The organism is Thermoanaerobacter ethanolicus JW 200 (genome assembly GCF_003722315.1).
In the GTDB taxonomy this organism is placed as follows: domain Bacteria; phylum Bacillota; class Thermoanaerobacteria; order Thermoanaerobacterales; family Thermoanaerobacteraceae; genus Thermoanaerobacter; species Thermoanaerobacter ethanolicus.
The window spans coordinates 2,696,806-2,710,488 of record NZ_CP033580.1 but is presented as its reverse complement, the minus strand read 5'-3'; the positions used below and the strand labels follow the sequence as shown (position 1 = coordinate 2,710,488).

The window sequence follows — 13,683 nt, the reverse complement described above, 5'->3', positions numbered from 1 at the left end:
GTAACAATTTGAACGAGCTATTAGATATTCAATATGTTGTATATGAATTGGACAACGAAAGGTATGCATTAAAAATTAGCGATATTTATGAAATCATAAAAATGCAGAAAATTACTGTAGTTCATAACAGTAAACCATTTTTAGAAGGAGTCATAAATCTGCGTGGCAAAATTGTCCCTGTTGTTAATTTACATAAAAGATTTGGACTTAACAATTATTCGACTACTAAATCAACTCGTATAGTTGTATTAAAAAGCAGAGATGAAATGGTTGGCATAATAGTTGATAGAGTAAACCAAGTTATCAAATTTTCAGACGTTCAACCACCTCCTGAAATGGTTGCTGGAATTGATGGTAGCTATTTTGAAGGTATAGGAATTACTGATAGTGGTGTTGTTAGTATTTTAAAAATTGACAAGGTTCTTTACGAATAGAAGAAAGGGGGTGTAACATGGCTGGAATATATGATAATCCAGAGATGATAGGGGCATTTCTTGATGAGGTTGAAGAACAATTACAACTTCTCGAAGAAGGCATTTTAGAATTAGAACAAAATGGTGAAACACCAGAAGTAATACAAAAAATATTCCGAGTAGCCCATACACTCAAAGGTTCTTCATCAGCAATAGGGTTTGAAAAAATGAAGATTTTGACTCATGAAATGGAAAATGTATTAGATAAAATACGAAACCATCGCCTTAAAGCCACAAAACCAGTCATAAATATTCTTTTTCAATGCTTGGATAATTTGAGATTGCTAAAAAGAGACTTCTTATCTGACAGAAATGACATTAAAACAGATATATCTTCTGTTTTAGGTGAGTTAAATAAAGTACTCTCCGGTGAATATAATCAAAACGAAAATACCACAGAAAAAAAGGATATTATAGTTAAAAATATAGACCAAAGTAATGTAAATACAATATTTGCACTTGACATAAACCAGCAAATACAGATTGAACAAGCAATAAAAGCAGGATTAAATTGCTGGTTATGTGAAGTAAAAATTTCCAATGATAGCCTTATGAAATTGGCCCGTGTTTATTTAATATATAACTATTTTAATGAAATAGGGACTGTAATTGGAACTGAACCAAATATATTAGAAATTCAAGATGATGCCGAAATAAGCAAAGTTTCGTATCTTGTAATAACCCAACTAGATGCGAAGACAATTGAAACGAAAGCACATAATGAGCTGATGGATGTTGATAGTATAAAAGTCTATCCGTATGATACAGACGTGTTACAACATCAACTTGCTATAACAGAAAACAAAAAAGAAGAGCGCAACGACAGTATCTTAAACAAGGATAACGGCATTGAGAGGAAAATTAGTCAAACTGTTCGAGTAGACGTAGAGAAGCTTGAGAAAATGATGAATTTGGTAGGGGAGCTGGTAATTGAGCAAACAAGAATTGCTCAAGTTGGAAATGCATTACATAACCGATATACCTCAGATAATACGGTTGAAGAACTTTTGGAAATATCAAATCATGTTTCAAGAATAATTAGTGAGCTTCAAGAGGACGTCATGAAAACTCGGATGTTGCCAATTCAGCAATTGTTTAACCGTTTCCCACGCATGGTGAGAGATTTGTCTGAATCTTTAAACAAGGAAGTTGAATTGATTCTTGAGGGTGGAGAAACGGAAATGGATAGATCAATTATAGAAGATATAACTGATCCTTTAATCCACCTTATTAGAAATGCTATTGATCATGGAATTGAAACGCCAGAAAAGCGAGTAAAGGCTGGAAAAACTTCAAAAGGTGTTTTACGCATTAGTGCTTTTCACCAAGAAAATCATGTTGTGATTACAGTGGAAGATGATGGCCGTGGAATTGATTTAAAAAAAGTGAAAGAAACTGCTACAAAGAAGCAAATTCTTACAGCACAAGAAGCTGAATCTTTGTCTGAACATGAAATTATTAATCTTATTTTCTATACAGGTTTTTCAACTTCTCAAACGGTCACGGATATTTCAGGTCGTGGAGTAGGAATGGATATAGTACGAAGTCGTATAGACAAGTTAAATGGAATTATTGATATAGAGACAAAACAGGGAGAAGGTACAAAATTTATACTCAAGCTGCCTCTTACCTTAGCTATACTTACAGGGTTATTGGTCAAGATAAATAGAGAGACTTATGCAATTCCTATGAGTAATGTACTTGAAATAGTTCGAAAACCTGAAGACGAAATTGAATATGTAAAAGGGCAAGCGGTGGCTGTAATTAGGGGAAAAGTTCTGCCACTCATATGGCTTCATGATTACTTCAATATTTTGCGACCAGAAAGAAAGAAAAACATCTTTATAGTAGTCTTGGGAGTTGCTGAAAAGCGATTTGGCCTTGTGGTAGATGAATTGGTTGGTAATCAGGAAATTGTTGTTAAACCACTTGGCTCATATGTTGGTAAAGTAGAAGGTTTTTCAGGAGCAACAATTTTAGGTGATGGGAGTGTAGCCTGTATATTAGATGTGGTAGGAATCGCAAAGATGGTGGGCAGCAAAAGAGTTTCCAAGATAGATTTTGAACAGTCAGAAAAATAACATGTATAAAACTTAATAAACAAATAAGGAGGAAATAGTTTATGGGATTCAAAAAAAGTATAGCTATGAAATTCATTGAGAGTTCAGGACTTTCCAAAAATGTGCATATAGCAATAAATTCTGCTAAAGCGTTTGATGAAAAAATGGGATATTTATCTAATATTACGGAACAGATTGCAAAAATAACAATTGAGCAATTTTCTGATATCAAATCTACTAATAGTATGGCAGAAGAATTATCAAATTCAATTGATAGTGTAACAAAAAATGTGGAACAATTAACAAAAGTCATAGAGTACTCAAATAGTTCAATAGGGGAAATAGCTACCAGTGTTCAGCAGGTATCAGGGAACGCAGAGATTACAGCAAGTGCTGTAGAAGAAATATCGGCTTCGATTGAAGAGATGGGGAAATCTATAAAAGGGGTAGCAGGTAATGCAGAAAGTTTAAATGGCTCTGCTGAAGAAGCAGCAGCAGCGATACAAGAGATGATTGCATCTATAAATCAGGTATCAGGGAACGCAGAGATTACAGCAAGTGCTGTAGAAGAAATATCGGCTTCGATTGAAGAGATGGGGAAATCTATAAAAGGGGTAGCAGGTAATGCAGAAAGTTTAAAGGGCTCTGCTGAAGAAGCAGCAGCAGCGATACAAGAGATGATTGCATCTATAAATCAGGTATCAGGGAACGCAGAGATTACAGCAAGTGCTGTAGAAGAAATATCGGCTTCGATTGAAGAGATGGGGAAATCTATAAAAGGGGTAGCAGGTAATGCAGAAAGTTTAAAGGGCTCTGCTGAAGAAGCAGCAGCAGCGATACAAGAGATGATTGCATCTATAAATCAGGTATCAGGGAACGCAGAGATTACAGCAAGTGCTGTAGAAGAAATATCGGCTTCGATTGAAGAGATGGGGAAGTCCATAAAAGGGGTAGCAGGTAATGCAGAAAGTTTAAAGGGCTCTGCTGAAGAAGCAGCAGCAGCGATACAAGAGATGATTGCATCTATAAATCAGGTATCAGGGAACGCAGAGATTACAGCAAGTGCTGTAGAAGAAATATCGGCTTCGATTGAAGAGATGGGGAAATCTATAAAAGGAGTAGCAGGTAATGCAGAACAACTGCAAAACTCAGCATTAGAAACATATGGCATTATTGAAAACATGGTTTCTTCAATAAATCAAGTTGCTAATAATGCTCAAAATATTAATAAACTAAGTGATACGTTGCAAAACGAAGCAAAAATCGGACAAAAAGCAGTAGATGATACTCTTTCTGCAATTAAAGAAATATCATCGGTCATTTCTCATGCGGGAGATGTAATCAATAATCTTGGAAAAAGTTAAGAAAAAATTGGAAGCATTATTGAAGTTATTGACGACATTGCAGAACAGACTAATTTGCTTGCATTAAATGCTGCCATAGAAGCTGCTAGAGCAGGTGAACATGGGAAAGGCTTTGCTGTTGTTGCTGATGAAGTAAGGAAACTTGCTGAAAGGACGGCTGCCGCAACTAAAGAAATTTCTGCACTTATAAGAGGTATTCAAGGCGAAACCGCTCAAGCCATAAAAGCAATTGAGGTAGGAACGGAAAAAGTAGAGTATGGAACAAAGCTGAGTGATGAGATGCGTAAAGTAATTGAAGAGATTATTGGTGGTATTGAAAACATGAATGCGGAAATTCGGCAGATTGCTGTAGCTACAGAGGAACAGAATAAAGGAAGTGCTAAAGTACTGGATTCCATGAAGGTAGTTTCTGAACAGGCAACGCAGATCACGCAGGCAACAAAGGAACAAACTCAAGGAGTTGAAGAAATAATAAAAGGAGTAGCGAGTGCAAGGGAGCAGGTACGTCAGATTAGTACAGCGGTGAAAGAGCAGGCAACCCAAGGGCAAAACATAGTACAAGCAGTAGAGAATGTAACAAATCAAGCAGAACAAGTTGCTTTAGCGACAAAGGAACAAACCCAAGGAGTCGAAGAAATAATAAAAGGAGTAGCGAGTGCAAGGGAGCAAGTACGTCAGATTAGTACAGCGGTGAAAGAGCAGGCAACCCAAGGGCAAAACATAGTACAAGCAGTAGAGAATGTAACAAATCAAGCGGCTCAGGTCACGCAGGCAACAAAGGAACAAGCTCAAGGAGTCGAAGAAATAATAAAGGGAGTAGCGAGTGCAAGGGAGCAGGTACGTCAAATTAGTACAGCGATGAAAGAGCAGGCAACCCAAGGGCAAAACATAGTACAAGCAGTAGAGAATGTAACAAATCAAGCGGCTCAGGTCACGCAGGCAACAAAGGAACAAGCTCAAGGAGTCGAAGAAATAATAAAGGGAGTAGCGAGTGCAAGGGAGCAGGTACGTCAAATTAGTACAGCGATGAAAGAGCAGGCAACCCAAGGGCAAAACATAGTACAAGCGGTAGAGAATGTAACAAATCAAGCGGCTCAGGTCACGCAGGCAACAAAGGAACAAGCTCAAGGAGTCGAAGAAATAATAAAAGGAGTAGCGAGTGCAAGGGAGCAGGTACGTCAAATTAGTACAGCAGTGAAAGAGCAGGCAACCCAAGGGCAAAATATAGTACAAGCGGTAGAGAATGTGACTATACAAGCGGAACAAATTGCTTTAGCAGCTGAGGAGCAAGCAAAAGGAGTCGAAGAAATTGTAAAAACTGTAGCAAATTCACGCGAACAAATTAAACAGATTACCACTGTATTGAAAAAGCAGTCTTCAAATGTTGATGTTGTATTTGAAAATATTATGAATGTTACGGAACAAGCGAAAAAAATAACGAGCGAAACTAAAGTTCAGGCTGAGAAAATTGAACAAATGATGAAGTTTATTTCTGAAATAGGTAGAACTGCGGATATGAATACCAAAGATATAGAGAAATTGACGGTAGCGACAAAAGAACTTTCTGACTATCCTAAGGTAATTCACGAAGAGCTTGAAGAATTAGTTCGTAATTAGACAAAAAAGTAGATTGAGCTGTGCCCATTAGGAGGATATTAGATTCTGATGGGAAGATAGCTTTACACAATTTTTTCATACAACGGTAGCGTCAAGTAAGAACATGAGGATTCCCTAAAAAATAGAAATTGTAGGTAGTAGTTAGCAAAGAAATTAGTGATTATTAAATCAATAACTTAAAATGACACCTAGGAAAAAACTATAAGTAAATAAAATCTAAGCTTTTATGGGCAAAGAAGGCAAACATTACCCTATGGTAAGCTAGACTATTTCAAATACAGTCTAACTTACCACATAAAAGTTGTCAAGATTATAGAGTTTAATTAAGCTCAACAAACCATTGAATCAGTTTAGCCCAATTATCCACTTGGTGGCCATGTTTATCTTTAAGGGGTGCAAGTACTTTGCCATCGGAAGCCTCATGAGGTTTCAAGTGATTGTAGTACAGCTGATATAGCAATGCATGAGCGACAGCACCTTCAAAAGAACTAAAAGACTTATGGCGCTTGTAATGAGCCTTGTAAGAGCCAAATAAGCGTTCTAAACGGTTTTTATACGGTCTGTAAGTATGACTGTCACCACCGGGTGGAGGAGAGATTCCCAACACAGGTCGGTGACGGATATCGGCCCCAAAGAAAACCGAAGCGAAATGGACTGCCACATCATAAATAGGCGCTTTATCTGTGACTAAAATGAATTCGTGGTTGCTATAACGGTCAATGACCTCTTTAAGGATTGTCAAAGCAGCTAAAGCATCCCTATGAGGAGAAAGGTGCTGTGAGATAATAAAACCTCTCAAGCCATCACAGGCAGTAAAAAGGTAATGCCACTTACCTTTGACCTTTATGTAAGTCTCATCAATAACAACAAGGCCTGACAAAGGGAGGTTGATAGACTTAACAAGCGGAGCGAGTTTAGAGGCCAAGGAAACCACCCAGTTTTGTATAGTCTGATGAGAGACTTGAACTTGCCATATATGCTGTAGTACAGAGACAGTTTGCCTTAAAGAAAGACCGAGACCTACGTATAAATTAACAGTTTGTGCTATCAAGAATGGGCTAAAATGGCTTTTTGCGAGGTTAACAGGGGTAGCATTTGGAGAAGAAGAGAGTTCATCAAAATCAACATCAAAAGCTCTGAAGCGATATCTTTTACGGTGGTTAAGCCACTTAGGGCAATTATCATTGCGACACTTAAACACAGTAAAATTCTTTCTAGTTTTATCCTGAATAAGGGCAGACCTGCAGAAAGGGCAGCGGTAAGTAGGGCGAGACTTTTTAGGAGCAGGTTTACCAGGAGCCCATTGATGTTTACACACTTTACACTGTAGTTTTTGAAAGCCGTCAGGGTCTTTACCAAAACTGTACAAATAATCAGGAGGGGCACCGCAAACAGGGCACTTATCAACATCAACACAAAGGGGTTTAATACGTCTAACATGAGAGATAGGCTTACCTTGAGCTTCAGCCTCGGCAAGGATTTTCTTGTAATCTTTTTTCTCAACAACTTTTTCAACAAGGGGTAAAGGATCCTCTAAAGGTGACAAAACTTTGTAGCCTGAAGGTTGGAGGTCAACAGGCGGCTGAATATCTACTTTAAAGTGTTTGAGAGCGAATAGAGAAATTTTAAGCAAAAAATTTAATAAATGAGTAAGAAAGAAAACGGGTAGTAGTTGTCGAAACATAAATTAGGATTCCCTCCTTTGGGTTGATGGTGTTTGTTTTTGCTACAACTACTACCTACGACACCAAGGGGAGGGAATCCTCCTTTTTCTCGAAAAAATTTTTATTCCAATGTTTTAGAGACTATAGATATGCGAATTTAAGGCTTTAATTTGACGTTACACATACAACGAGGGGAGGTATAGTAATGTTTGCAGATACAATCGGAATAAGTCAATTAGCAGAACTTATAAATAGTTACTGTGGTATTGATTATAAAAAAGATCTTCCGGCTCTTCAGTCTAAAGTTTCTAGAAGATTAAAAGAACTTGGGCTATCCTATTGGGAATATTGCGGATATCTCAACATGGAACCAAATGAATGGGATACCTTAATTGAATTGATAACAGTTAACGAAACTTACTTTTTCAGGGAAGAAAACTTTTTGGAGGAGTTTCGGAAAGTTATACTTCCCCAATATGTAGGACGTACCTCCCAAAATCCTTTGCGTATATGGAGTGCCGCTTGTTCGACTGGTGAAGAGCCTTACACAATTGGAATGTTGGTTGAAGAGAGTGGGTTGTTTCAGCCAGGAGAAGTGCAAATCATTGCTTCTGATATTAACAAAAAAGTTTTGGAAAAAGCCAAAAGCGGTGTGTATAAAAAAAAATCTTTTTCTTTTAGAAGAATGCCTGAAGGAGCATATGAGAAATTTTTTATTGAATTAGATGACGCTTATAAGGTTAAAGATTCTATTAGGAATATGGTTGACTTTAGATATATAAATCTTTTGGACAATGACGTAGCAGACCAAATTGGAAAAGTGGATATTATTATATGTAAAAATGTATTGATATATTTTGATAATAATACTATTAAAAAAGTAATCAATACTTTTTATGATATCTTAAAAATGGGTGGATATTTGTTTTTAGGTCATGCAGAAACGATAACGGGCATGAATTCTGGATTTGAAGCAATATATACTCCATCTATTTTTTATTATAAAAAGGGGGGCAAAAATTTATGAAAAAATATGGAGTATTAGTAGTTGATGATTCATCTTTTATGAGAAAATATATAAGCCTTATTATTGAAAAAGATCCACAATTTTCTGTTATAGGCATAGCAAGAAATGGAGTTGATGCAATAGAAAAGATACAAAGGTTAAAGCCTGACATTGTGACTATGGATGTGGAAATGCCAGAAATGGATGGAATAACTGCGCTTAAAGAAATAATGAAAACTAATCCAGTTCCTATAGTAATGTTAAGTAATTATACAGAAGAAGGTGCGGAAACTACAATTAAAGCTTTAGAATTAGGAGCTGTTGACTTTTTCCTTAAAAGTGAATTAACTAAAGAAGATGCAAAAGAGGAAACTGCTACTGAATTTTTAAATAAGTTAAAAGCGATTGCTGAAAATGCCAAGATTCCATTTAAAGAAATAAAAATTCCAACGGAGAATATTATTAAATCATTAGAAAACAAAATTACTGTAAGGAATAACCTGGTGGATCTTGTGATAATAGGATGTTCTACTGGAGGACCTATTGCCCTTCAATCAATTCTTCCATTTTTCCCGAACGATATCCGTGTGCCTATAATTGTTTTACAACATATGCCACCAGGTTTTACAAAATCGTTAGCTGAACGTTTTGACGCTATGTGTAATTTGCACGTTAAGGAAGCGGAAGATGGAGAAATTTTAGAAGCTGGTAATATTTATATTGCTCCAGCTGGTTTCCAGACATTATTATATAAAAATATAGATGGAAAAATTACTTTAAAAATAGAAGATTATCATGATGACAAAATATTGTACAAACCGTCTGTAGATATTACACTTAGTTCCGCAGCTCCTATTTATAAAGATCGCTTACTAGCAGTTATACTAACAGGAATGGGAAATGATGGACTTGAAGGATGCAAGGCAGTAAAAAAATATAATGGACGTGTTATAGTTGAAGCAGAAGAATCTTGTGTTGTATATGGTATGCCAAAAGCAGTTTTTGAGGCAGGACTTGCAGATATTCAGGTACCATTATCAGGTATTTATCAGCAAATTATGTTTTATATATAATTTTATTGAAGAAGTGAGCTAGTTAAGTATTTAATCTGTTGGTTGAAATAAATATAAATATTGTCTTCTGAAAATAAAACTATATATTTACATAAAAATTTTCGATAGCCAAAGGCAATGGTATCCATTGTGAAGTGGAATCTGAAGGAAGCCGAAGGTAAAGTTCCAAACCGACGGACAGAAACTTGCATATAAGGCTCATACGGGGCGGATGAGACTGCGAGACAAGTCAAAGTCCAATACTGTCCGAACCTTGCGGAGTAAATGTAACGGTTACATGGGGTGAAGGTTATCGGTCTTACTTTGGGAGGTCTGTATGGTATGCTTAGAGAGAATCTTCTCTGTGAATAACCTGCTGAGAGGTATAGTTGAACATTCAGAAGTCAGTTCAAGTTATAGTACTGGTTGAATCTACCGAAAGGATAGGTGTAAATGATAAAAATTAAGATGCACGAAAAGTGGAAAATAAAAATGTATAAATTTGTACATGAATTTGGTATCCTTCTGTTTGTTGGAGGGATACCAAATATGAAAAATATATTAGGCTGGTGTTAGTATATTCAAAGCTATGGAGATAAAACCTAGTTTTTTAGAATTAGCAAGAGAATATGGGATAGATAGGAGAACTGTTAAAAAATATTATGAAGGATATGAAGGTAAACCAAAAACAAGAAATAAATAAAGTTCTCAAAATGGGCAAAATTGTAATTTATAATCAAAAGAGCAATGTATTTAAACTAAAGACTTTTTGAAAACAGCAGATGTTCAAAATTAGCAATTTTAGAGGCAACGATAAAAGCAATATACTGAATTATGCATGCGAGCAAAAAGTCTACTTTTATTGAATATGAAAGGATGATTTATGTGTTGAAGAGAAAGGAACTTAGAGATAAGAAGTATTATTATGATTATTTGACCCACCTTCCAAACAGATATTTTTTATATGAGTATTATAGCTCCAGCAATTGCCAATTTGTTGTTGCACTCCTTGATTTTGATAATTTTACATACATTAACGATTCCTATGGACATCATTTTGGGGATAAAGTGTTAGTTGAAATAAGCAATATGCTGATTGAAATAGTAAAAGAAAAGGGAAAGATTTTCAGGTTTGGTGGTGATGAGTTCGTTGTTCTTTTTCACTGTAATCTGGATGAAGCAATAAGCGTTATAGAAGATGTTATAGAAAAATTTAATTATATTTTCAAAGTTGAGGAAAGAGATATATTAACAACAGTGAGCGCCGGCATTTATGTATCAAAAATAGGCGAACATATGGATGATATTATAAGAAAAGCAGATGCTGCAATGTTCGAAGCTAAAAAGTTGGGCAAATCAAAATATGTCATTTTTGACAAAACTATAGAGGACAAGATAATCGAAAAAGCTGAAATGATGGTAGATATCAAGAAAGCGATGTTAAACAACGAGTTTTACCTTTTATTTCAGCCTATTTATGATTTGAGAGAAAATAGGATAAAGGAAGTTGAAGCCCTTGCAAGGTGGAGAAACAACAAATATATCAATATCTCTCCTTCTCGATTTGTCCCAGTACTTGAGGAAACTGGTCTCATCAAAGAATTTGGTATTTTTATTATTGAAGATGTTTTTAAACAAATAAGAGATTGGCGAAATAAGGGTATCGAGCTTAAGGTTAACATCAATGTTTCTCCCCTTCAGCTTAGGGACGATGAGTTTTTCTTTAAATTTGATGAGCTTATTAATAAATACAATATACCATCAAATCTCATTGGCATAGAATTTACTGAAACTCAAATATTAGACATTAAAGAGCAAAAGGTAAACAAAATAGACGAATTTTTAAGAAGGGGAATAAAGATTTCGCTAGATGATTTTGGAGTTGGATATTCTTCCTTAATAAACATGGTAGAGTTTCCTATAAGCACTATTAAGATGGACAAAAGCCTTATTGACAGGATTGACGAAAACAAAGTAAAAACATTAATCAAAGGAATTTTGTATATCTCAAAGGAAATGAACTATGAAGTCGTAGCGGAAGGGGTAGAAACAGAGGAACAGCTTAGTATGCTAAAGGAATGGGGCTGTGACAAAATACAAGGTTATTATATATCGAGACCTAAAACTCCAGATGAGATAGAAATGATGTTCAATTATCCTCATTAAGATTAACCAAAAGCAAAAACAACACTGCTTAATAAAGCCCTGCAAATGGGGTAAAACTGCAAGTGAATATTCAATTTCTTGAATTAAAACATAGAGAAAGTTGAGTAAGTGAATTATGAAAACTATAATATTTTAAAAACAAATATTTAGAGATGGAGAAAACATCGACAATATATTGGCGTTTACAAAAGATAGAAATTTTCTGTTTATAATTGTGACGGATTGTTTTTGTTTCCTATTTAAAATATAGAAAAGTTTAATTTAAGCAATATAATATAGATAAAAGAAAGGGGTAAGGCAATGTTACGAAACAACGCGAACGTAAAAGGGAATAAAAACATACTAAAAAATCTAAAAATAACAACTTTACTTTTTATTCTAATAGGACTAGTTGCCATTTCTTTTGGAATAATTTCATTTTTAGCTATAAATAACATGAAGATTTTAAATGAAGCTATGAATAATTTGTATAATTATAAAATGGCATCATCAGTTGAACTAAATGCTAAAAATTTAATGGAAGTTGTAAATAAAGCAAATTTAGCTTATTCAAAATCAAGAGGTATCTTTATAGGAGTATCTATCTTGTCGATGGTAATGTCACTAATTTTAGGATTTGCTATAACAAAATTATTAAGGAACTCAATGAAGCAGATCAATGTTCTTGTTGAAAAACTATCAAATTATGACTTTACAGTGGAAATAAATAATGAAGGTAAGAACGAATTTGCTGAAATGAATAGATCATTAAAAATTGTGATAGAAAATATAAAGGAAACAATTAAGATTGTTAAAGAAAATGCAGAAACTCTGACTATAAATTCAGAAAATTTATCTGCTGTATCAGAAGAGATAGCATCATCTTCACAAGAACTTGCAGAGACTATGCAACAAGTTGCAGAGGGCGCGACATCACAAGCAAATGATTTACAAGATATTGTACACTTAATAGCTGATTTTACACAAAATATAGAAAATGTTTATAAAGAGCTTCAAAGCGTTAAAAATGAAACAGATAATACAGCAAATAGGGCTAACAATGGTAAAAAAGAGATGGACAAGCTTGTTAAGTCGATAAATGAAATAAGAAATGCATTTGAAATAGTTATATCAAACGTTAATAATCTTACAAAATCAATTAAGGAAATTAGCAACATAACCAATGTAATAACATCAATATCAGAACAAACAAATCTTCTAGCATTAAATGCAACTATCGAAGCAGCCAGGGCTGGAGAAGCTGGAAGAGGATTTGCAGTAGTTGCTGAAGAAGTTAGAAAACTTGCGGAAGAATCTAAAAAATCAACCAACGAAATAATCGAACTCATATCTTCAATACAAGTAGATACAGAAGAAGTAATAAAGACATCAAACGAAGTAGATAACTTTATAAAATCTCAAACAAATGTAGTAGAAAACACTGTTGAGGCATTTGGCAAAATTTTAGAATCTGTTGAAAACATAGCACCACTTATGGATAGAACTTATAAAGGAATGGATGAAATAGTAAAATCTAAAGATGAAATATTATCTAAGGTAGAATCAGTAAGTGCCGTAACACAAGAGAACTCTGCTGCATCAGAAGAAGTGGCCGCTTCATCAGAAGAACTTTCAGCATCATCAGAAGAAGTGGCCGCAATAGCACAAAACTTAAATTCAATGGTTATAGACTTAGCAAATGCTGTAAATAAATTTAAAGTTTAAATTAAACTAAAATTGTGTTAGGCATTAATAACTGATTATTACTGCCTAAATTTAACTAACAAGAGGGAATAAACACGACTATTTGATAATTATCGAGTAATATATTTTATGATAATCTTATCTAAAGTTTAAAACTAAAGGAAATGGGTCACAAAGTTACAAAACAACATTTATAAAAAATTAAATTCTGCATGATATAGAGGACAAATGATTGCTTCTGTGAAAATTAATAGAGAAATAAACTATAAAAATGTGATTTTCGCTGTTTTAATGCATCTTACTTATGCTCAGTTTTGGATATATTTAGTGTTAAAAAGATATTTTTTGCAGATAAAGATGCTTCTTAGGAAAGCTGAACCAGTGTAGGAGAAAGCGGTAGGATTTAAAAAAGCAAAATATGATGAGAAAAATCTAAATTTTAGATGCATAAAAATAGGGCATCTAAAATTTTAATTGTGTTTTTTAGGTAAATATTTCGGAAAATAAAACTCTTGAGTAATTTTTTAAAAATAGAACAAAACGTTTTTATAAGTTACATCTAGTTATATTTGCTGAAATCTAGTTAATTGGAGGCATT

10 protein-coding genes are annotated in these 13,683 nt (G+C 34.5%); 9 read left to right on the top strand and 1 reads right to left on the bottom strand.

Features of this window, described 5'->3' with window-relative positions; translation table 11 throughout:
- Window positions 1–8 precede the first annotated feature (8 nt).
- The 4 genes from EB239_RS13440 to EB239_RS15390 are packed head-to-tail and all read left to right on the top strand — an operon-like array spanning window position 9 to window position 5,514.
- Window positions 9–434 (top strand): chemotaxis protein CheW, encoded by a 426-nt coding sequence (locus tag EB239_RS13440; protein WP_003870083.1) that lies wholly within the window; start codon window positions 9–11, stop codon window positions 432–434.
- 17 nt (window positions 435–451) lie between these two features.
- Entirely contained in the window at window positions 452–2,554 is a 2,103-nt protein-coding gene (locus tag EB239_RS13435; RefSeq protein ID WP_003870082.1) for a chemotaxis protein CheA, read from the top strand.
- Window positions 2,555–2,595: 41 nt separating this feature from the next.
- Complete coding sequence (locus tag EB239_RS15395) at window positions 2,596–3,897, top strand: methyl-accepting chemotaxis protein (RefSeq protein WP_318261406.1); 1,302 nt, start codon at window positions 2,596–2,598, stop codon at window positions 3,895–3,897.
- A 6-nt stretch (window positions 3,898–3,903) separates the two neighbouring features.
- A complete protein-coding gene (locus EB239_RS15390) occupies window positions 3,904–5,514 on the top strand; it encodes a methyl-accepting chemotaxis protein (protein ID WP_451919119.1) in 1,611 nt (536 codons plus the stop codon).
- Window positions 5,515–5,833: 319 nt separating this feature from the next.
- Here the strand turns inward: EB239_RS15390 and EB239_RS13425 are convergent, their stop codons facing one another.
- Window positions 5,834–7,198 carry a DDE-type integrase/transposase/recombinase gene (locus EB239_RS13425; protein WP_003870079.1) on the bottom strand — a complete coding sequence of 455 codons (1,365 nt, stop codon included), beginning with the start codon at window positions 7,196–7,198 and terminating at the stop codon, window positions 5,834–5,836.
- Between the two features lie 185 nt (window positions 7,199–7,383).
- Between EB239_RS13425 and EB239_RS13420 the strand changes: the two genes are divergently transcribed.
- From EB239_RS13420 to EB239_RS14665, 5 genes are all read left to right on the top strand, one after another.
- Window positions 7,384–8,205: a CheR family methyltransferase gene (locus EB239_RS13420; RefSeq protein ID WP_003870078.1), complete on the top strand. Its 822-nt coding sequence runs from the start codon at window positions 7,384–7,386 to the stop codon at window positions 8,203–8,205.
- Window positions 8,202–9,257, top strand: coding sequence for a protein-glutamate methylesterase/protein-glutamine glutaminase (locus EB239_RS13415; RefSeq protein ID WP_003870077.1), 1,056 nt, complete (start codon window positions 8,202–8,204; stop codon window positions 9,255–9,257). Before EB239_RS13420 ends, EB239_RS13415 begins: the two co-directional genes overlap by 4 nt.
- 855 nt (window positions 9,258–10,112) lie before the next feature.
- Window positions 10,113–11,402, top strand: coding sequence for a putative bifunctional diguanylate cyclase/phosphodiesterase (locus EB239_RS13405; RefSeq protein WP_318261403.1), 1,290 nt, complete (start codon window positions 10,113–10,115; stop codon window positions 11,400–11,402).
- 300 nt (window positions 11,403–11,702) lie between these two features.
- On the top strand, window positions 11,703–13,106 hold the full coding sequence (locus tag EB239_RS13400) for a methyl-accepting chemotaxis protein (protein ID WP_003870074.1): 1,404 nt from the start codon (window positions 11,703–11,705) through the stop codon (window positions 13,104–13,106).
- Between the two features lie 207 nt (window positions 13,107–13,313).
- Window positions 13,314–13,472, top strand: coding sequence for a hypothetical protein (locus tag EB239_RS14665; RefSeq protein WP_003870073.1), 159 nt, complete (start codon window positions 13,314–13,316; stop codon window positions 13,470–13,472).
- Window positions 13,473–13,683: the final 211 nt, after the last annotated feature.

Bases quoted from the DNA above. Each gene is read 5' to 3' on its own strand.
- EB239_RS13420 (WP_003870078.1), top strand. From the start codon at position 7,384: ATGTTTGCAGATACAATCGGAATAAGTCAATTAGCAGAACTTATAAAT.
- EB239_RS13425 (WP_003870079.1), bottom strand. From the start codon at position 7,198: ATGTTTCGACAACTACTACCCGTTTTCTTTCTTACTCATTTATTAAAT.
- EB239_RS14665 (WP_003870073.1), top strand. From the start codon at position 13,314: ATGATTGCTTCTGTGAAAATTAATAGAGAAATAAACTATAAAAATGTG.
- EB239_RS13415 (WP_003870077.1), top strand. From the start codon at position 8,202: ATGAAAAAATATGGAGTATTAGTAGTTGATGATTCATCTTTTATGAGA.
- EB239_RS13435 (WP_003870082.1), top strand. From the start codon at position 452: ATGGCTGGAATATATGATAATCCAGAGATGATAGGGGCATTTCTTGAT.
- EB239_RS15395 (WP_318261406.1), top strand. From the start codon at position 2,596: ATGGGATTCAAAAAAAGTATAGCTATGAAATTCATTGAGAGTTCAGGA.
- EB239_RS13400 (WP_003870074.1), top strand. From the start codon at position 11,703: ATGTTACGAAACAACGCGAACGTAAAAGGGAATAAAAACATACTAAAA.
- EB239_RS13405 (WP_318261403.1), top strand. From the start codon at position 10,113: ATGATTTATGTGTTGAAGAGAAAGGAACTTAGAGATAAGAAGTATTAT.